A 19456-nucleotide genomic window follows, 5' to 3' on the forward strand; every position below is an offset into this window, starting at 1 on the left:
ACTGGCCCCTGAAACCGGTCGATCCTCCCTACGGTCGAAGAGTGCAGCCAGTAGACGCCGAAGTCGATCTCATCCTCCCGTGCCTCAACGAGGCCGCCGCTCTGCCCTGGGTGCTCACCCGGCTGCCGGCCGGAGTACGGGCCGTTGTCGTCGACAACGGCTCCACCGACGGGTCCGCGGAGATCGCTGCCCGGCTGGGAGCGCTAGTGGTGCCGTGCGAGGTCCGCGGGTACGGCGCCGCTTGCCATGCGGGTCTAGAGGCCAGTACTGCGCCAGTGGTCGCCTTCCTCGATGCGGACGCATCCCTGGATCCGCGGCAGCTCGTCCGGGTGACTGCACCCGTGCTGTCCGGGCAGATCGACCTCATGCTCGGCAGGAGGCGGCCGGTGTCGCGCAACGTGTGGCCGTGGCATCTGCGGCTGGCGAATGCGGAGCTGTCGAGGCGGGTGCGTCGGCGTACCGGCGTACAGCTCAGGGATCTTGGGCCGATGCGGGCAGCGCGACGGGAGCCCTTACTGGGGTTGGATCTGCTCGACCGGCGGTCGGGGTATCCGCTGGAGACGGTCGTGAAGGCGGCAGACGCGGGGTGGCGGATCGCGGAGGTCGATGTGGACTACCTGCCGCGCTCTGGGCGCTCGAAGGTGACCGGTACGCCGCTGGGCGCCGCGCGGGCCGTGCTGGACATGTCGAAGGTGCTGTCGGCGTGAAGGCGGACACGCTGATCGTGATCGCCAAGGAGCCGGTCGCGGGGCGAGTGAAGACGCGCCTGCAGACCGAGTTCACCCCTGCGGAGGCGGCAGCGCTTGCCCGGGCCTCGCTGGCCGACACCCTTGCAGCGGTCCGCGATACGCCGGTACGCCGGTACGTGCTCGCCCTGGACGGGCAGAGCGGACCGTGGTTGCCCAGCGGCTTCGAGGTAGTCGAGCAGCGGGGTGATGGGCTGGCAGAGCGGCTCGCAGAGGCGTTCGAGGACGCGTACGCCGGTGGGCCGATGCTGCTGGTCGGTATGGACACCCCTCAGATCACCCGGGAGCTGCTGGACGTCGACTGGGCCGATCACGACGCTGTGCTGGGGTTGACCGAGGACGGTGGCTACTGGGCTCTCGGGTTGCGTCAACCGGACCGGCGGGCGCTGGTCGGCGTACCGATGTCCACTGATCACACCGGGGCGGATCAGCTGGCTCGGTTGCGGTTGCTCGGGTACAAGGTGTTGTTGCTGCCGATGTTGCGGGACATGGATACGCCGGAGGATGCGGCGGTGTTGGCGGCGTGCTTCCCGGCGCTGCGGATGTCGCGGTTGCATGGGCGGTTGCAGCATTCGGCGTCGCCGGGGTTGTTGTTCGAGAAGGCCCTCTCTGGGGCGCGGGTGGTTGCCACTGGCATCGATGGGCAGCAGGTGCCGTCGTTGTGCGAGGTGGATCGCTGGCAGGCGCCGGCGGATGAGGTGGATCGGTTGGCGCTGAGTCGGTGTGAGGGGCCGGTGCTCGATATCGGGTGCGGGCCGGGGCGGATCGTCACGGCGCTGGCGGAGCGCGGGATTCCGGCGCTCGGGGTCGATATCTCGGCGGAGGCTGTCCTGCTGACCACCAACCGAGGTGCTCCTGCGCTCCGGCGTCCGGTGCAGGAACCGCTGCCGGGCGAGGGGCGCTGGGGAAGCGTTCTCTTGATGGACGGCAACATCGGCATCGGTGGAGCGCCCGCGCTGCTGCTTCGCCGTTGCGCGGAGCTGGTCCGGCCCGACGGTCTGGTGCTGGTTGAAGTCGACCCCGACGACAACCTCGATGACACCGCTCCGATCATCCTGCACGCTGACGGCGGCCGTCGCTCAAGACCTTTGCCCTGGGCAAGGGTCGGCACCCGGGCAGTACTGCGCCACGCCCTCGCCGCAGACCTCCTAGCCACTGAAGACTGGCGCACCCCGCACCGAGCCTTCCTGGCCTTCCGCCGAGCCCCCGCAACCCTCCGCCAGGCGTCCTACCGATGAAGGCATCGGAGGAGGCAGCCAGGCCTCGCTGGCGCGCAGCGCGCGTCCGCCGGGGCGGGGCGGGGGTCGGCCGGGGCGGGATGGGGCTGGCGGTCGGCGGCTGCGTCGCTGTTGCTGTGTCGGTTGGCGTTCTCGCAGCGGAGGCTGCTGGGTGGTGGCCGAATGCGGTGTTGGTGGGTGGGTGCTTGGTGGTGGGTGGTGTTGGGTGGCTGGTGACCAGGCGGCCGGCTGGGGGGCGCGTGGTGCTGGCTGTGGTGGCGGTGGCGGCTGTTTGTCAGGTGCCTGGGTTGTTTAGGGCACCGATCACTAGTACCGACGCTTATCGGTATGTGTGGGATGGGCGGGTGCAGCTGTCTGGTAGTTCGCCCTACAGCCATGTGCCGCTGGCTGATGAGTTGGCTCGTCTGAGGGATCCAGTGCTGTTTCCTGGGCTGACAGCAGATGAGCGGTCTGGGGTGACCGGACCACCACGGGTACCGCGCGACCCGGCGGCTCTAGCGGCAGCTTCGGCCGATGATCCGCGGACGAAAATCAACCGGCCGCGCGTGCCGACCATTTACCCGCCAGTGGCTCAGGCCTACTTCGCCGCAGTCGCCCTGGTCACCCCCTGGTCGGCAGGCACGTTCGGACTCCAGGTAGCGGCTGCAGCACTCGCCGTCGCCCTGACCGCGCTCCTGGCTAGCCAACTCAAGCGCACCAACCGCGATCCACGCTGGGCTCTCCTGTGGGGTTGGTCACCGATAGTGGTCCTGGAGGCAGGCAGCGCAGCCCACGTCGACGTGCTCTCAGCCCTCCTCATCGCAGCCGCAGTAGCCGTAGCAGCCCGCCGCCGACCGATCCTCGCAGGACTACTCCTCGGCGCCGCCGCGGCCACCAAACTCCTGCCCCTCCTCCTGCTCCCCGCCTTCACCGCAATCAAGAAGAGAGACCTCCGTACGCCGCTGGTTGCCATCGGCACCTTCGTCGCCAGCTACATCCCCCACCTGCTCGCCGCAGGCACCCTGGTGATCGGCTTCCTCCCCGGCTACCTCACCCAGGAAGGCTTCGACGACGGCAGCTCCCGCTCGGCGATTCTCGCGCTGCTGTTGCCTCCTGAGGCCCGCCAGCTCGCCGCCGGCCTACTCGCGGTGACGCTCGCCATCGTCGCCCTGCAGCGCCAGGGCCGCGAGCCGATCGCCGTCACCTGCTGCTGGCTGTACGGCGCCGCGCTGCTCGTCACCACACCGACCTACCCCTGGTACGGACTCCCCTTGATCGCCCTCGCCGTACTGGCCAACAGGTTCGAGTGGCTCGTCGTACCGGTCGCGGCCTACCTCGCCTACGCCAGCTTCGGCCACGACCAGCGCCAGGGCCTGATCTACGCGGCGGCCCTTGTCATCGTTGTCATCGCGATCACGCTGCGTCAGCGCAGCGCCACACCAATCCGGTTTGACGAACCGATCGGGGCACGCCAACACTGAGCGACGTGAGAATCGCTCTGGTTAATTCGGCCGACCACGCCGAGCTGCACCCGCACGACCTGCCGCTCGCGGCCGCCCTCCGCGACGCCGGGCTCGACCCGGTGGCCGAGGTGTGGACCGATCCGTCGGTCGACTGGTCCTCGTACGACGCGGTGCTGCTGCGCGCCGTCTGGGACTACCACCGGCGCTACCTCGAGTTCACCGAGTGGCTCGGCCAGCTCGACAAGGCCGGCGTCCCGCTCCTCAACGAGGCCGGCCTGGTCCGCTGGAACGCCGACAAGCGCTACCTGCTCGAGCTGCGCGAGCGCGGCGTCGCGATCGTGCCGTCGCAGGTCGCGGCCGGCGCCTGCCTGCGCGAGGTCGTCGGCGGGCTGGACGGCCAGGAGATCGTGATCAAGCCGACCGTCAGCGCGACGGCCCACAACACGATCCGCGGCACGGCTGGCTCGACCGCGCTCAGCGACGCGATCGAGGACCTGCCCGACGACGTCTACCTCGTGCAGCCGTTCCAGCCGGAGATCCAGAGCGAGGGCGAGTGGTCGCTGATCTTCTTCGGCGGCGAGTTCAGCCACGCGGTCCTGAAGCGCCCGGCAGCTGGTGACTACCGGGTGCAGCACGACTTCGGCGGTACGGCTGAGCTGCTCGACCCGCCCGCGGCCGTCCTCGACGGCTCGATCGCGGCCATCGCGGCGGCCAAGAGCCGCAAGGCCCCCGTCTACGCCCGCGTCGACGGCATCGTCAGCAACGGCCGCTACCTGCTGATGGAGCTCGAGCTGATCGAGCCGTACCTGTTCCTCCCGGAGGCACCCGACGCGACCACCCGCTTCGCCACCGCGGTCGCCGACCGGCTCAGGCCCGCTTAAGTACAGTATTCAAGTGGACTAACTCTCATATAGTAAGACGCGCTCCGGAACCCTGCCGGGCGGGCCTAGCGTTTGCGTCATGAGGCCGACCCTGACAGTGATCGCAGACCCCGCGGACCGCTGGATGACCAAGGCAGCCTGCGTCGGACAAGCATCCTTGTACGACGAGACTGCATCGCCTTGGGAACAGCGCAAGGCGCGCGAGCTCTGCCTGAGCAGCTGCCCCGTGATCGACGAGTGCCACGCCTGGGCGCGCCGGGAGAAGTTCACCGGTACCGCCGCCGGCCAGCGCCTGCTCTACGGCCGCCGGCGTGGGCACCCGGAGACAGCGGCCGCTCCGGAGAGCGCGGTCAGCTGAGGCCGAGGTTGACGCTGAGGTAGCCGTCGTAGTCCGGGTCATGCGGCCGAGAGAGCACATGCGCGACCCAGGACTGCCGCTCCTGGTCCACTACGAGCAGCTCCCACGCACACGCGGTCGGACCGTCCGGCGGCACCAGGTGGAAGTCCGTAGTACCGAGGTCTGCGCGCAGGGAGCGCACGTACAGGATGTCGAGCTCCCACCAGCCGAGGATGCCCCAGAGCGCCTCGGTGCCGGTGTGGACGATCAGGAACGCCATGCCGGGTCGCTCAGCCGTCACTGGTGGGAGGAGCTTGTCCGCTGCGTCCAGGGCCGCCTCCTGGGCGGCAGCATCCGGCAGTACTCCGGTAGCCGAGATGCCGGTCACCCTGACCCGCCAGTCGCCGCCCTGCTCGACGCCAAGCGTGCGGGTGAGACGTGGACGGTAGGCCGGCATGGGCAGTGGCGCGGTCATGGGTCAATCATCTCGCGGCCCAGGTCCAGTTAATGTCTGCGGTATGCCGACCATCGAGGACGTTCGTACTGCCGCTGCGGGACTGCACGGGCGGATTCATCGCACGCCGATGGTCGAGTCGTCGGCGCTCGATGAGCTGTTCGGTGGACGGCTCACGCTGAAGGCTGAGCTGTTCCAGAAGACGGGCAGCTTCAAGGTGCGCGGACTGCTCAACAAGACGCTCAAGCTGACCGCGGAGGAACGCGAACGTGGCGTCATCACCGTCTCGGCGGGCAACGCTGCTGGTGCGCTGGCCTGGGCGGCGCGGGATGCCGGAGTGCCGGCGACGGTGGTGATGGCCAAGACGGCGGTGCCGGCGAAGATCGCGGCGGCACGGGCGTACGGAGCTCAGGTCGAACTGGTCGAGGGCGATCTGATGGGCGCCTACGAGTCGATCCGGGACGAACGGAAGCTGACCGGCGTCCACCCGTTCGACGATCTCGATGTCATCGCCGGGCATGGCAGCCTCGCGCTGGAACTCCTCGACGATCGTCCTGAGGTGGATACCGTGCTCGTGCCGGTCGGTGGCGGCGGACTGATCTCGGGGGTGGCGCTCGCGCTCAAGCTGATCCGGCCGAGCATCCGGGTGATCGGGATCGAGCCGGAGAACGCCGACGTCGTCAGCCGCAGCCTCGCCGCCGGATCACCGCAGAAGCTGCCAACCGCCAAGAGCGTCGCCGACGGCCTCGCCGCTCCCGTCTGCGGCACCCACAACTACGCGATCATCGCCCAGTACGTCGACCAGGTGGTCCGCGTCAGCGAAGAGTCGATCATCGAGGCGACTCGATTGGTCATGTCCCGCACGAAGCTCGCCCTCGAGCCTGCCGCGGCAGCACCCTTCGCAGCTTTGCTGGAAGGCAAGGTCGAGCTGGGCACGCTGACTGCCGGCGTCGTCAGCGGAGGGAACCTCGACGTCGCGAAGCTCGCCCTCTGACTGATCCGCCAGCGAGCCGGCTGCGTTGCTACGCGTGGACGGGGTCTAGCTGGCGTGGTGGGGCGTCGGGGATTACGCCGTCGCCGGGGTCGTTGACCAGGTCGCCTTGGCGGACTGGGTCGTTTTCTGGGAGGAGGATGTCGCGGGCTACTACCAGCATCAGCCAGAGGGTGCCGGCCATGCGGAGTACGACGGACAGCCAGTAGATCTTGTCCGGCTGGTTCGGGTCTCCGGGCGCCAGGTACTGGGCCAGATGCAGCCAGACCATCATCCAGTAGAACGATTCGCACGCCTGCCAGATCAGCCAGTCGCGCAGCTTCGGGCGGGCCAGGGCGACCAGCGGCAGCAGCCAGAGCACGTACTGCGGTGAGTACACCTTGTTGACCAGCAGGAACGCGGCCACCACCAGGAACGCCAGTTGCGCGAACCGCGGCGGCCGCGGCGCCATCAGCCCGAGGATCGCGATCGAGAGACACAGCCCGGCGAAGATGACGATATTGAGCTGGTTGACGTCGGCGACCTCGTGCTTGGCCAGCTTCAGGACGTACCAGATCGAGCCGTAGTCGCTCTCGCGCTCGTCGTTGAAGACCCAGAACGACAGCCACTCGTTCTTCGCCAGCAGGTAGATCGGCGCGTTGACCAGCCCCCAGCTGAACCCCGTCGCCACCAGCGCGAGGAACCACTGCCACAGCTTCCGCCCGCGCAGGCACACGATCAGCAGCGGCCCGAGCAGCAGGAACGGGTAGAACTTCGCCGCCGTCCCCAGCCCGAGCAGGATGCCGAACCAGATCGGCTTGCCCCGCGACCACGCATACATCGCGCCCGCAGTCAGTACGACCGCGAACAGGTCCCAGTTGATCGTGGAGGTGAAGGCCAGTACCGGCGCAGCGGCGACGTACAGGGCGATCATCGGCTGCCCGCGAGCCCCGCCCTGGCGTTTGGCCACCCCGCGCGCCGTCGCCACCGTCAGGCCGACCAGGATCAGCGCGCAGAGGAAGAGCATCGCGACGTTGACGACGAAGAAGACGCCGGCCGTGTCGCGTTTCTGCGCCTCGGTCACGTCCTTCTTCGGGTCGCCGGTGAAGACCCAGGTGATCTTGGCCGCGACCTCCATGAAGCCACCGGTGAGCACCGGGTACTCCAGCACCGGGTAGTTGCCGGTGTCGAGGAACGGCCGGTTGCCCTCGGCGAACCCGCGCTCCTGGTAGAGGTAGCCGATGTCGGAGTAGCACAGCGCCTGGAACGGCCGCCAGCTCTGCCGGTTCCAGCCGTCCTCCATGCAGGGCGCCTTCTGCAGGACGCCCAGCGCGAAGGTGATGCAGCACACCGCGAGCGCGATCCGCAGCGGCGTCCACCAGGACGAGCTGAGCCGGGCGAACTTGCCGGTGGGACCGCCGAGGCCGACAGTCAGACGCGCGACGGCCGGTTCGACCTCAGGCCGTCGTTGCGAGTCCTGGGCACTAGGTGGCGTCACGGTGGCCATACTCTCCTATCCGTCGGCCGCCCGGCAGGCGGCGCCCGCCAGGTTACCTAGGTTGTCCACCCCCGTGCGTCATTGCGGTCAGCCGCGCGTCTCTCCAGCTGGGTCAGGGCGGCAGCGGCACGGGCGGGGTCCTCCCACCAGAACAGGTGCCCGGCGCCGTCGAACAGCTCCAACTGAGCGCCTGGGATCAAGCCGGCCAGTCGGTGCCCGTTCACTACTGGGATGCCGGCGTCCGCAGTACCGTGCAGGACCGTGGTCGGCCTGGTGACGGTACCGAGCCTGTCGCCGGTGTCATGGGCGAGCGCTGCCTGCCACTGCATCTGTATGACCGGTACCGGGACCTTCACCGAGAGTGCGCGGCTCTGGTAGGTCTCGAGCAGTCCCGGTGTCTCCGCCGCGAACCGCCGGGAGAAGTTGGCCTCGAAGCTCGTCTTGGTCGCATGGTCCGGGTCCCTGGTCGCGAAGGCCTCGACCATGCGCCGGGATGTCTCGGACATCACCCCATCCGGCCCGCCTGCCCAGGTACAGCCGATCGCCAGCGCCCTGACCAGCTCCGGGTGGCGCAGGACGAGTTCCTGCGCCACCATCCCTCCGAGCGAGATCCCGAACACCAGTGCGTCACTCCACCCGAGCGACGCGATCACTGCGGCCGCATCCTCGGCCAGGTCGGCCGTACTGAACGCCTCGTCCGCCCGGTCGCCGCGCCCGACCCCCCGATGGTCGTACGCGACGATGTCGAATTCCGGCTCCAGCAGCGACAGCAACTCCTGGCCCCACATCGCGTGATGGGCACCCATCCCCTGGATCAGCAACAGCGGCGCACCCCGCCCACGCCGTACGTAGTCCAGCCGGCGACCGCCGGTGCCTGTCAGATAGTCGAGCATCGTCCCTCCGGGTTCCCTGTCTCGGGCAACTGTCTCCAGAGGTCCTTGCAGCCCGCTTGCAGTCAGTCGCCGGCGAGCAGGGCCAACATGGCGCTCCAGGACAGCTCAAGGCCCTCCGGCACCGCGATGCCTTCGAAGGCGTCCTCGACCCACGGCTCAGCCGGGTTGACCAGTCCCCTGGTACGCAGGCCGAGCAGTGCCGCATGAGTCTGTACCGCCGCCAGCAACCGTCCTGCGTCCTCAGCAGGCCGCCCGACCCGTACCATCGCCAGCGCGCCGACCCGCAGCACGTTCAAGGCGTACGGGTAGTCCTCATGCTCGAGGAACTTGGCCAGCGAGACGCGCACCTTCTCCATCGCCCGCTCAGGCGACGCCACCTCGGGGTGGAGCAGGAACGCCTCCGCGACCGCGAGCGTGGCCCAGGCACGCATGAAGCCGCGCCCCGTCTCCTCGATGAAGTCCGCCTGCGCCAGGATGCCGTCGCCGTCCCCACCGGCCGCCTTCAACAGGGCGACGGCGTAGACAGCACGCGCGGCGGATACCAGTCCTGTCAGGCCGTGCTCGTCGCTGATCTCCTCTACCCGTCCGGCGATGTCAGCGGTCAACTCGGTCCGGCCGCCGACCGCGCAACCGACAGCGAGGAACAGGCACAACTCCGCGTAGTCCCGAGGCGATTCCTTCGACACCTCCGGGAGCAGTGCGACCACCTGGTCGACCAACTCGTCGACGCCGCGCAGATCGCCGGAGTAGTAGGTCAGCGCGGTCAGCGAGTTGAGCGCCCGGCCACGGTCGATCGCTGGGCCGTCCGGCGCGGCATCCAGCGCGTCCCGAAGCATCCGGATCGCCTCGGCATGGTGCACGCTCCGGTACAGGTAGACGCCCAGGCCGACGGCCGTGGTCAGCGCCGCCGCCGGATCACGGGCGAGGTCGTGGGCGAATCCGGCCCGGACGTTCGGCAGCTCGCGGTTCATCCGCCGGATGAACCAGCCGCCCCGGTGCTCACGGATCGCGACAGCGCAGCGCGCGGTCAGCAGATGCACCCAGCGGGCCTGCAGTCTCAGCGTCTCGTCGGGGTCTGGATCGAGCTTGCGGCTGTAGGCGCGGATGCTCTCCAACATCAGGTACCTGGTCGGTTCAGCCGTCGTGTCGGCGACCACGACGGATCGAGTCACCAACGCCGACAGCGACTCCAGTACCTCCACCTCGGTACTACGAACGCCCAGGCTCTCCGCCGCTTCGAGCGTGAACCCGCCCTCGAACGCCCACAGCTTGACCAGCAACTCCCGATCCGCGGGATCCAGTAGGTCGACACTCCAGCCGATCGCGGCTTCGAGCGTCTCGTGGCTGGCCAGCGAGCCCTGCGGCACTGCCCCGAGCAAAGCGAACCGGTCGTCAAGGCGGTCGGCGATCTCACCCAGGCCGAGCACCCTCGCCCTGGCGGCGGCCAGCTCGATCGCCAGCGGCAGACCATCGAGCGCGGCCGCGATCCGGCGGGCGGCGGGCAACTCGGTGGCCGATGGCGTCCACCCCGGGCGGACCGACTGGACCCGATCGACGAGCAGGTCCACGGCCGCGTCCGTGTCGGTTGCCCAGGGCAAGGGGTTGACCGGCAGGGTGAGCTCGCCTTCGACGCCTAGTGGTTCGCGGCTCGTTGCGAGGATCCGTAGCTGGGGGCAGCCGTGGATCAGGTCGGAGACCAAGCAGGCGGCCGCCGCGACGAGGTGTTCGCAGTTGTCCAGTACGAGGAGGCCTGGGCCGGCTCCGATGGTGCGGATGAGCAAAGCGGTCGGGTCGTCTCCACTGGCGACCAGGCCGAATGCGTCCACCACGGTTGCCGGTAGTGCGGTGGGGTCCGAGACATCGGCCAGCTTGGCGAACCAGAGGTCGTCCGGGGTGTTCCTTGACACGTACTCGACGGCCAGGCGGGTCTTGCCCACGCCGGCCGGGCCGATCAGGGTGACCAGGCGGTGGCGGGTCAGGCGGTCCGTGAGTTGCTTGAGGTCGGCGGTGCGCCCCAGGAAGGAGGTGAGCGGCCGTAGTACCGGCTGGATCGGGGTGGCAAGGGTCGGCTCGGCTAGGCGCAGTCTGGGGTCTTGGGCGAGGATCTGCTGCTCTAGGGCCTGCAGCTCGGGGCCGGGGTCGACGCCTAGCTGGTCGGCGAGCAGGTCGCGGACCTTGCGCAGGGTCGCGAGTGCGTCTCCTTGGCGGTCGGCTCGGTAGAGGCCCAGCACGAGGAGGGCCCAGCGGCGTTCGCGCAGCGGCTGCTCTCGGACCAGTTGCTCCAGCTGGACGACCGCGCCGATCGCGTCCCCGTCGTCCAGCCTTGCCGCGGCGAGTTCCTCCGCTGCCACCTCACGGAGTTCCTGGAGGCGGCTGCGGTCGGCTGCTGTGGAGTCTTCGGGGAGTTCGGGGTAGGGGTCGCCTCGCCAGAGGGCGAGGGCTTCGGTGAGTTGGCGGCGGGCGGTCGGCGGCTGGCTCGATCTCGCCGATTCGATCAGGGCGGCGAAGCGGCGTACGTCCAGCTCGTCGATGGTGAGGCGGTAGCCGGTCGGCGTACGGTCCAGACGATCCCGGTACTCCGGTCCGAGGGCCGCCCGCAGTCTCGAGACGTACGCCTGCATGGCCGCGGCTGCCTTCGGCGGCGGACTGTCGTCCCACATGGCCGCCGCGAGCCGGTCGTTGGACACGGCTGAGCCACCGGCCGCCGCCAGCGCGGCAACCAGCCGACGAGGCAACGCGCCCCCGACATCGATCTGAACCCCGTCAACCAATACTTCGACCGGCCCCAGAACCCGGCACTCGAACACCCCCAGACAATACGCCGCCCCACCGCGCACCGCCCGCCCATTAGCCGTGCCACCCCTCGACGGCGGGGCTGGGGGTCAGCGCCAGCGGCCGCTTCTCACCGGGACTCGGCGGCGGGGTGTGAGGCGGTGTTCCAAGGCGCAGAGGGATGGGCCGGGGTCGAGGCCGACGCCGTCGGCGAGGAGGCTGCGGACCCGGTGGAGTTCGGCGATTGCCCTTTCGGGCCGACCTGCTTGACAGAGCCCCAGCACGAGGAGTTCCCATCGCCGCTCGCGATAGGGGCTCTCAGCAACGGCCTGCTGTAGTGCAGGAACAGCCCTCGCGACATCACCCAGCGTCAGCCGAGCCGCCTGCAACTCCTCCACGGCGACCTGCCGCAACTCCTCCAACCGCGCTCGCGATCCCACGACCAACGGCGAGTCCCCCAGATCCGACCACGGCGTACCGCGCCACAGCGCCAACGCCGACTCCAGACTCGCCTCAGCCCGGACCGCGTCATTGCCCCTCAGCTGCTGCAACCCACGATTCACCGCGGCGACGAACTGCCCATGATCCGTCTGCTCAACCGGTACTGCGAGCGCGTACCCGGCCGGCATCCGGCGGATCCACTCCCCGATCCCCGTACTCCGCAACCGCCACACCATCACCCGCAACGCCCGTACGGCGGCCGCCGGCTGCTCGTCCCGCCAGACGTACTCGGCCAGCACCTCATCGGGCACCGCAAACCCGTCCCCCGTAGCCAGCCCGGCCACCAACCGCCGCGACAATCCCCCACCCAACGGGACCCCAACCCCGTCGACCTCGACCGCCAGCTCCCCCAACACCCGACACACCACCCCGGCTCCCATGCCCCCACGTTCCCGCCGAGACCTTGCAAGCACCTTGCAGTCACCCGCCGCAGTGGTCAGCGGCGGGTGACTGGTGGGCGGTTACCCGGCGCCGTAGCGCAGGATGAAGTCGATGTCGGGGTCCCGGCCCAGGTTCGGGGCGGGCGGGTCTTCGGGGTCGTGGGTGGCGATGGTGTCTTCCAGTTTCACCGCGGGCGGAAGGTGCTTGAACCTGTCGGCGTCCGCTTTCGCCGCGGCGGGGATCTCGTCAGTCATCTCGTGCTCCCTCGAGTCGGCCTACGAGCTGTTAGATGCTCCAAACGACCGTTTGGTTCCGGGGTCAGCTCAGCCGGGGCAGCTTGGCGTGGCGGTTCACGTCCTTGTAGATGAGGTAGCGGAAAGGCCCAGGACCGCCGGCGTAGCAGGCCTGCGGGCAGAAGGCGCGGAGCCAGAGGAAGTCGCCCTCCTGGACCTCGACCCAGTCCTTGTTGAGCAGATACACGGCCTTGCCTTCGAGGATGTAGATGCCGTGTTCCATCACGTGCGTCTCCGGGAACGGGATCACCCCACCCGGCTCGAAGCTCACGATGTTGACATGGAAGTCGTACCGGACATCCAGCGGATCGACGAACCGCTGCGTCCGCCACCGCCCCTCGGTCCCGGGCATCTCGATGCCCTCGACCTCAGCCTCGTTCGTCACGAAAGCAGCCGGTACGTCGATCCCGTCGACCGCCTCGTAGGCCTTCCGCACGAAGTGGAAGGTCGCGAGCTCATCGCTGGTGTTGCGCAGCGTCCAGTCCGAGCTCGGCGGCAGGAACGCATAACCACCCGGCGCCAGTTCATGCTTCTCCCCGCCGACCGTCAGCACCAGGTTGCCCGAGACGACGAACAGCACGGCCGAGGCGCCCGGATCCGCCTCCGGCTTGTCGCTGCCCCCGCCCGGCGAGACCTCGACGATGTACTGCGAGAACGTCTCCGCGAACCCCGACAGCGGACGCGCGATCACCCAGAGCCTGGTGTTGTCCCAGAACGGCAGCTGGCTGGTGACGATGTCGCGCATCGTGTCGCGCGGCAGTACGGCGTACGACTCGGTGAAGACCGCGCGATCGGTGGTCAGCTCCGTCTGCGCGGGGTGCCCGCCCTTTGGGGAGTAGTAGGTCATGCGTCGTCTCCTCGGGTCAGCAGCCGGCCACGAGGGTCGGCGTGGATTTCGATCGGGCGGCCGCGCAGCCAGGTACTGCGCACCACGCCGGCGAGCGGGCGTCCGGCGTACGGGGTGATCGCGTTCTTGTGATGGAGCGCGGCGACGTCGACGACGAAGGACTCGTCGGGGGCGAAGACGCAGAAGTCCGCGTCGTACCCGACCTCGAGCCGGCCCTTGTGCGCCAGACCGACTTGCGCGGCCGGTGCCTGGCACATCCAGCGGGCGACGTCGGTGAGCGTGAATCCGCGCTCGCGCGCGCCGGTCCAGACGGCGGGCAGGCCGACTTGCAGCGACGCGATGCCGCCCCAAGCCGCACCGAAGTCGCCGGTGTCGAGTCGCTTGAGGTCAATGGTCGACGGCGAGTGGTCGGACACGACGAGGTCGATCACTCCGTCGCGGAGTCCTTGCCAAAGCAGCTCGCGGTTGGCCGCCTCGCGGATGGGTGGGCAGCACTTGTACTGCGTCGCGCCGTCGGGGATCTCCTCGGCGGAGAAGGTGAGGTAGTGCGGGCAGGTCTCCGCCGTGATGGGTACGCCGTCGCGCCGGGCTTCGGCCAACAGCGGCAGGACGTCGGCGCTGGAGACGTGCAATATGTGCACTCGGCAACCAGTTTGGCGGGCGAGGTCGATCACCTCAGCCACCGCCTTGTTCTCCGCCTCGCGTGGGCGGGAATGCAAGAAGCGCTGGTAGCTGGCGCCGTCCGGCGCGGGAGCGTGGTCGATCTGGTGGGCGTCCTCGGCGTGCACGATCAGCAGCCCGTCGAAGGAGCTGATCTCCCGCATCGCCTGCTCGAGTTGCACGTGATCGAGCGGCGGAAACTCATCCACCCCCGAATGCAGCAGAAAACACTTGAACCCGAACGTCCCAGCCTCGTGCAGCGGCCTCAACTGCTCGGCATTCCCCGGGATCGCGCCACCCCAGAACCCAACGTCCACGAACGCCTGACTCTGGGCCGTCTTCCGCTTGAGCTCCAGCGCCGGTACGTCGCAGGTCGGCGGGATGCTGTTGAGCGGCATGTCGATGATCGTCGTCACGCCACCCGCCGCGGCGGCCCGGGTCGCACTGGTGAACCCTTCCCAGTCGGTACGCCCCGGATCGTTCACATGCACATGCGAGTCGACCAGCCCCGGAAACAACACCTCATCCTCAGCCAACTCAACCGACTCAGAAGCGTTGAGGTCAGTGTCATATGGCTCGATGCTGACGATCCGGCCGTCCTTCACGCCCACGGCGGCGGGCACCAGGCCCGTAGTACTGACCATCCGGCGGGCCCGGATGACGAGGTCCAGCGCGGTCATGCGGTCCCCTCTCGGTTGAAACTCATCGTAGGTCGGCCGCGATCCGTTCACCGAGCATTCGCAGCAACGGCACCGGATCGGCGATACACCGCTGCACATCAGGCTCCAGGTCGTTCAGCGCATACGCCTTCGCAACCCCCACCTCCCTCAACTGCTCCCCCTCCAGCGTGTTAACCCCACAAACAGCCACCACCGGTACGCCGGCAGCCACCCCAGCCGCTGCCACCCCCACCACTGCCTTCCCCCGCAACGTCTGCTCGTCCAACTTCCCCTCCCCCGTCACCAGCAAGTCAGCCCCACGCACCCGCTCGTCGAATCCCACCAGCTCCAGCATCAACCGGATCCCCGCCCGCAACTCCGCCCCCAACACAGCCACCCCCACAAACCCCACACCCCCAGCAGCCCCCGCCCCCGCCGCTTCACGTTCATCCCGACCGACTGCGGAGGTGACCAAGTCGGCCCAGTGAGCCATCGCCTTGTCCAGCTCTTCGACATCGCCCGGGGTGGCGCCCTTCTGGGGGCCGTATGTCGCTGCGGCCCCGGTTGGGCCGGTCAGGGGGTTGTCGACGTCGCAGGCGATGACCAGGTCGACTCCCTGTAGGCATTCACGCAGTACAGCCAGCTCAAGCGATTCAGCAACTAGTAACCCAGCACCGCCCTCCGGTACCTCTTCACCCCGGGCGTCGAGCACCCGGGCGCCCAGCGCGCGGATCAGCCCGGCGCCTCCGTCCGTACTCGCACTACCGCCGATCCCAAGAATCACCCGGCTACAGCCGTCCGCGATCGCCGCAGCCAGCACCTCACCCACACCCCGCGAGGAAGCCGTCATCGGAGCCGGCCGACCGCCAGGCAGCCGCACCAACCCACACACGTCAGCCAACTCGACCACCGCCGTGTCCCCGCGCCGCGCATACCCACTCAGCACCGGCTCCCCAGTAGGCCCAGCAGCTGTAACCGGCACCAACTCAAACCCCGCAGCAACAACAGCGGCCAGCGTCCCGTCGCCACCATCAGCCACCGGCACCCAGTCGACCTCGACACCCGGCCGTCCCAGCCGCAGCCCGTCGCCGACCGCAGCAGCAACCTCGTCGCTACCCACCGACCCCTTGAACTTGTCCGAAGCAACAACCACCAACACCAAGCCACTCCCTCACTCATGCCGACCGCGTTCCACCGGACCCGCCAGCTGTCGGCTGGCGGGTTGTTCGGCGGCTGGCGACCTGTAGCGCGCCAGCCGCCGAACAAACACCGTTCGTCCGCTCGGGTCCGTCAGCCGGCCGGTGCGGGGAGGGCGGAGGTGGGGCGGTCGGTGAGGTGCGGGGTGCGGAGGATTGCTGTGGGGGCATCGCCGGGGGCGGTGGCCAGGTCCTCGAACTCGGTGATGTTGTTGAGTTCTGTGCCCATGGAGACGTTGGTGACTCGTTCGAGGATGACCTCGACGACGACCGGGACCTGGTACTCGGCGATCAGTTTCTTCGCCTGTTCCAGGGCGGGCAGGATCTCGTCCGGTTCGGAGACCCGGAGGGCCTTGCAGCCCAGGCCCTCGGCGACCTTCACGTGGTCGACCCCGTAGCCGTTGAGTTCGGGGCTGTTGAGGTTTTCGAAGGAGAGCTGGACGCAGTAGTCCATCTCCAGGCCACGCTGGGCTTGGCGGATCAGGCCCAGGTAGGAGTTGTTCACGACCACGTGGATGTAGGGGATGTTGAACTGCGCACCCACCGCCAGCTCCTCGATCAGGAACTGGAAGTCGTAGTCGCCGGACAACGCGACGACAGTCGAGTCCGGATCGGCGACGGCGACACCCAGGGCGGCCGGGACGGTCCAACCCAGCGGACCGGCCTGGCCGGCGTTGATCCAGTGCCGCGGCCGGTAGACATGCAACAACTGCGCCGCCTGGATCTGGGACAGGCCGATCGTGCTGACGTAGCGCGTCTCCGGACCGAAAGCCCGGTTCATCTCTTCGTAGACGCGCTGCGGCTTCACCGGCACCACGTCGAAGTGCGTCTTCCGCTGCAAGGTCGCCCGCCGTTCGCGGCACTCCTCACCCCAGCTGAAGCGCCCGGCCAGCTTCCCCTCGAGCGCCCATTCCCGGGCAACCTCGACGAAGACCTCCAGCGCGGCCCGCGCATCCGAGACGATCGAGTAGTCCGGCGCCAGCACCCGCCCGATCTGCGTCGGCTCGATGTCGACGTGCACGATCGTGCGGCCCTCGGTGTAGGTCGCGACCGACCCGGTGTGCCGGTTCGCCCACCGATTGCCGATCCCCAGCACGAAGTCCGACGCCAGCAACGTCGCGTTCCCGTACCGATGCGACGTCTGCAACCCGACCATGCCGGCCGCCAGCGGATGATCGTCCGGAATCGAACCCCACCCCATCAACGTCGGCACAACCGGTACGCCGACCAGCTCGGCAAACTCGACAAGCAACGAAGCGGCGTCCGCATTGATCACCCCTCCACCCGCAACGATCAGCGGCCGCTCGGCGGCGTTGAGCATTCCCAGCGCCTTCTCCGCCTGCGCCCGGGTCGCGGCAGGCCGTAGTACCGGCAGCGGCTCGTACGTGTCGATGTCGAACTCGATCTCCGCCAACTGCACGTCGATCGGCAGGTCGACAAGCACCGGCCCCGGCCGCCCCTCGCGCATCAACCAGAACGCGCGCTGGAACGTCCCCGGCACCTGCGCCGCCTCCATCACGGTCACCGCCCACTTGGCGACCGGCCCGGCGATCGAGGCGATGTCGACGGCCTGGAAGTCCTCCTTGTGCAGCTTCGCCACCGGCGCCTGCCCGGTGATGCACAGGATCGGGATCGAGTCGGCCGAAGCGGAGTACAGGCCGGTGATCATGTCGGTGCCGGCGGGACCCGACGTACCGATGCAGACGCCGATGTTCCCGTAAGCGGCCCGCGTGTACCCCTCGGCCATGTGTGATGCAGCCTCGACGTGACGCGCCAGGACGTGCTTGACCCCACCATGCTTCTTCAGAGCGCTGTAGAACGGATTGATCGCGGCACCAGGCAACCCGAACGCCTGCGTCGCACCTTCCTTCTCCAGGATCAGTACTGCGGCATCGACCGCGCGCATGCGAGCCATCAGGCCACGTCCTTCCCGGACAGCCGCTCCACGCCACGCAACAGAGCAGAGTGGTCCAGGCCGCCGTCACCATTGGCCCGGGCCGAAGCAACCAGCTGAGCCACCAGCGCACCCAGCGGTACGACGACGCCGGCCTCGCGAGCCGCGGCCGTCACGATGCCCATGTCCTTGTGATGCAGATCGATCCGGAACCCCGGCTGGAACGAGCGCGACAACATGTTCTCCTTCTTCTGCCGCAACACCGCCGACCCCGCCAGGCCGCCACCGAGTACCTCCAGCGCGGCCTTCGTGTCGACGCCGTACGCCTCCAGGAACACCAGCGCCTCGGACACCGCCTGGATATTGGCGGCAACGATCAACTGGTTAGCGGCCTTAACCGTCTGCCCCGAACCACTCGGCCCGACATGCACGACGGTCTTCCCCACGGCGTCGAACAGCGGCTTGGCGATGGCGAAGTCATCCGCCTCCCCGCCGACCATGATCGACAACGCCGCGTTCCGGGCACCCGCCTCACCGCCGGAAACCGGAGCATCGAGCAACCGGAACCCGACGGCCCGCGCCTGCTCGGCAAGCCGCTGGGTGACGTCCGGGCGGATGGACGAGAAGTCGATGATCAGCGTGCCGGTCTCGGCCAGCTGGAAGACGCCCTCCTCACCGGTCAGCACGGCCTCGACGTCGGGCGAGTCCGGCACCATCACGCAGACCACGTCGGCACCCTTGACCGCGTCGGCCAGCGACTCGGCCGCCCGGCCACCGGCCTCGACCAGCGCGACCGCACGCTCCGGGCTCCGATCGAACCCGGCCACCACGTGTCCGGCGTTGGCCAGATGGACAGCCATCGGGTTGCCCATGATGCCCAGCCCGATGAAAGCAATGTTCGTCATCTCGAATCTCCTAAGAAGTAGCCAGGCCGCGGCGTTGGAGCGGCAACCAGCTGAAGCTGTCGTTGGTGGAAGTGGCCGGCTTGTACTCCAGCGAGACCCACCCGGAATACCCGTTGGCCTCGAGCGCGGCGAGCTGAGCCTCGAGCGGTAGCGATCCGGTGCCGGGCTCGTTGCGCCCGGGCGCATCCGCGATCTGCACATGCGCGATCCGGTCGGTGTGCTCGGCGATCACCCGATCGACGTCGTCACCGTTGACCGCGAGGTGGTACAGATCCGCCAGCAGCCCGAGATTCTGTACGCCGTACGCCGCCCGCACCCGATCGATGACACCGAGCACATCGGCGGCCGTCCGCAGCGGATACCGCTCGGCCCCGCTGACCGGCTCGACCAGCACCGTCGCACCGATCCGCTCCGCAGCCCGAGCCGCCAACGCCAAGTTCTCGACGGCAAGCTCATCCTGCTCCCGGGCCTCCACTCCGTCCTCGCGGTTGCCGTAGAGCGCGTTGAACGCCCGGCACCCGAGCCGCTCCCCGATCCCGACCGTCACGTCGACGTTGTCCCGGAACTCCCCCGACCGCTTGGGCGACGACGCCAGCCCGCGGTCGCCACCCGGCATGTCCCCGGCGAAGAAGTTGAGCCCGACCAGCTGCACCCCGGCGTCCCGGATCGCCGCCACAAACCCGTCGACCGAGGCATCCCCCGGTACCGCCTCGGCGAACGGCCACCAGAACTCGACCGCCCCGAACCCGGCCTCCCGGGCAGCCGCCGGCCGCTCCAGCAGCGGCAGCTCGGTGAACAGGATCGAGCAGTTCACGGCATGACGCAGCGCGTGGCTCATGGAGTCCTTCTCTCGTTTTCCGCATTGTGGAAACTTGCTTCTGCTATGCGA

The 19456-nt window shown here is 68.7% G+C and carries 18 protein-coding genes and 1 pseudogene; 7 read left to right on the forward strand and 12 right to left on the reverse strand.

Annotated elements, in window-relative coordinates; translation table 11 throughout:
- Nucleotides 1–41 precede the first annotated feature (41 nt).
- The 6 genes and pseudogenes from ABD116_RS07040 to ABD116_RS07060 all read left to right on the forward strand — a co-directional run bounded on the left by ABD116_RS07040 (nt 42) and on the right by ABD116_RS07060 (nt 4665).
- Complete coding sequence (locus ABD116_RS07040; RefSeq protein ID WP_343966085.1) at nt 42–707, forward strand: glycosyltransferase family 2 protein; 666 nt, start codon at nt 42–44, stop codon at nt 705–707.
- The gene (locus ABD116_RS07045) at nt 704–1984 is read left to right on the forward strand and encodes a DUF2064 domain-containing protein (protein WP_343966087.1); all 1281 of its coding nucleotides are present in this window, start codon (nt 704–706) and stop codon (nt 1982–1984) included. Before ABD116_RS07040 ends, ABD116_RS07045 begins: the two co-directional genes overlap by 4 nt.
- An 80-nt stretch (nt 1985–2064) precedes the next feature.
- Nucleotides 2065–2361, forward strand: a pseudogene (locus ABD116_RS41910) (MptA/MptB family glycosyltransferase); the annotation flags it as partial.
- A gap of 168 nt (nt 2362–2529) precedes the next feature.
- Complete coding sequence (locus ABD116_RS07050) at nt 2530–3444, forward strand: glycosyltransferase 87 family protein (RefSeq protein WP_343966089.1); 915 nt, start codon at nt 2530–2532, stop codon at nt 3442–3444.
- Between the two features lie 5 nt (nt 3445–3449).
- Nucleotides 3450–4307, forward strand: a complete 858-nt coding sequence (locus ABD116_RS07055; RefSeq protein ID WP_343966091.1) for an ATP-grasp domain-containing protein — start codon at nt 3450–3452, stop codon at nt 4305–4307.
- 79 nt (nt 4308–4386) lie between these two features.
- Nucleotides 4387–4665, forward strand: a complete 279-nt coding sequence (locus ABD116_RS07060; RefSeq protein WP_343966094.1) for a WhiB family transcriptional regulator — start codon at nt 4387–4389, stop codon at nt 4663–4665.
- On the opposite strand, the gene ABD116_RS07065 is transcribed toward ABD116_RS07060, so the two are convergent.
- Entirely contained in the window at nt 4658–5119 is a 462-nt protein-coding gene (locus tag ABD116_RS07065; RefSeq protein ID WP_343966096.1) for a hypothetical protein, read from the reverse strand. The genes ABD116_RS07060 and ABD116_RS07065 overlap by 8 nt on opposite strands.
- A gap of 43 nt (nt 5120–5162) precedes the next feature.
- Between ABD116_RS07065 and ABD116_RS07070 the strand changes: the two genes are divergently transcribed.
- Nucleotides 5163–6092, forward strand: a complete 930-nt coding sequence (locus ABD116_RS07070; RefSeq protein ID WP_343966098.1) for a threonine ammonia-lyase — start codon at nt 5163–5165, stop codon at nt 6090–6092.
- Between the two features lie 28 nt (nt 6093–6120).
- Here the strand turns inward: ABD116_RS07070 and ABD116_RS07075 are convergent, their stop codons facing one another.
- The 11 genes from ABD116_RS07075 to ABD116_RS07125 form a co-directional block, all read right to left on the reverse strand.
- Nucleotides 6121–7575, reverse strand: a complete 1455-nt coding sequence (locus tag ABD116_RS07075; protein WP_343966100.1) for a glycosyltransferase family 87 protein — start codon at nt 7573–7575, stop codon at nt 6121–6123.
- A 47-nt stretch (nt 7576–7622) separates the two neighbouring features.
- Nucleotides 7623–8459 carry an alpha/beta fold hydrolase gene (locus ABD116_RS07080; protein ID WP_343966102.1) on the reverse strand — a complete coding sequence of 279 codons (837 nt, stop codon included), beginning with the start codon at nt 8457–8459 and terminating at the stop codon, nt 7623–7625.
- 62 nt (nt 8460–8521) lie between these two features.
- Nucleotides 8522–11266: an ATP-binding protein gene (locus ABD116_RS07085; RefSeq protein WP_343966104.1), complete on the reverse strand. Its 2745-nt coding sequence runs from the start codon at nt 11264–11266 to the stop codon at nt 8522–8524.
- 75 nt (nt 11267–11341) lie between these two features.
- Nucleotides 11342–12088: an AfsR/SARP family transcriptional regulator gene (locus ABD116_RS07090; RefSeq protein WP_343966107.1), complete on the reverse strand. Its 747-nt coding sequence runs from the start codon at nt 12086–12088 to the stop codon at nt 11342–11344.
- Between the two features lie 105 nt (nt 12089–12193).
- Complete coding sequence (locus ABD116_RS07095) at nt 12194–12367, reverse strand: hypothetical protein (protein WP_343966109.1); 174 nt, start codon at nt 12365–12367, stop codon at nt 12194–12196.
- 64 nt (nt 12368–12431) lie between these two features.
- Nucleotides 12432–13253 (reverse strand): bifunctional allantoicase/(S)-ureidoglycine aminohydrolase, encoded by an 822-nt coding sequence (locus ABD116_RS07100; protein WP_343966110.1) that lies wholly within the window; start codon nt 13251–13253, stop codon nt 12432–12434.
- Nucleotides 13250–14593, reverse strand: coding sequence for an allantoinase AllB (allB, locus tag ABD116_RS07105; protein ID WP_343966112.1), 1344 nt, complete (start codon nt 14591–14593; stop codon nt 13250–13252). The genes ABD116_RS07100 and allB overlap by 4 nt, the downstream gene beginning before the upstream one ends.
- A gap of 22 nt (nt 14594–14615) precedes the next feature.
- Nucleotides 14616–15731, reverse strand: a complete 1116-nt coding sequence (locus tag ABD116_RS07110) for a glycerate kinase (protein ID WP_343966115.1) — start codon at nt 15729–15731, stop codon at nt 14616–14618.
- A 131-nt stretch (nt 15732–15862) separates the two neighbouring features.
- Nucleotides 15863–17683 (reverse strand): glyoxylate carboligase, encoded by a 1821-nt coding sequence (gene gcl, locus ABD116_RS07115; protein ID WP_343966117.1) that lies wholly within the window; start codon nt 17681–17683, stop codon nt 15863–15865.
- The gene (locus ABD116_RS07120; protein ID WP_343966118.1) at nt 17683–18567 is read right to left on the reverse strand and encodes a 2-hydroxy-3-oxopropionate reductase; all 885 of its coding nucleotides are present in this window, start codon (nt 18565–18567) and stop codon (nt 17683–17685) included. The genes gcl and ABD116_RS07120 overlap by 1 nt, the downstream gene beginning before the upstream one ends.
- Nucleotides 18568–18577: 10 nt before the next feature.
- The gene (locus ABD116_RS07125) at nt 18578–19405 is read right to left on the reverse strand and encodes a hydroxypyruvate isomerase family protein (protein WP_343966119.1); all 828 of its coding nucleotides are present in this window, start codon (nt 19403–19405) and stop codon (nt 18578–18580) included.
- Nucleotides 19406–19456 lie beyond the last annotated feature (51 nt).

Origin of the sequence: Kribbella koreensis (assembly GCF_039525325.1) — a bacterium.
Taxonomy (GTDB): Bacteria; Actinomycetota; Actinomycetes; order Propionibacteriales; family Kribbellaceae; genus Kribbella; species Kribbella koreensis.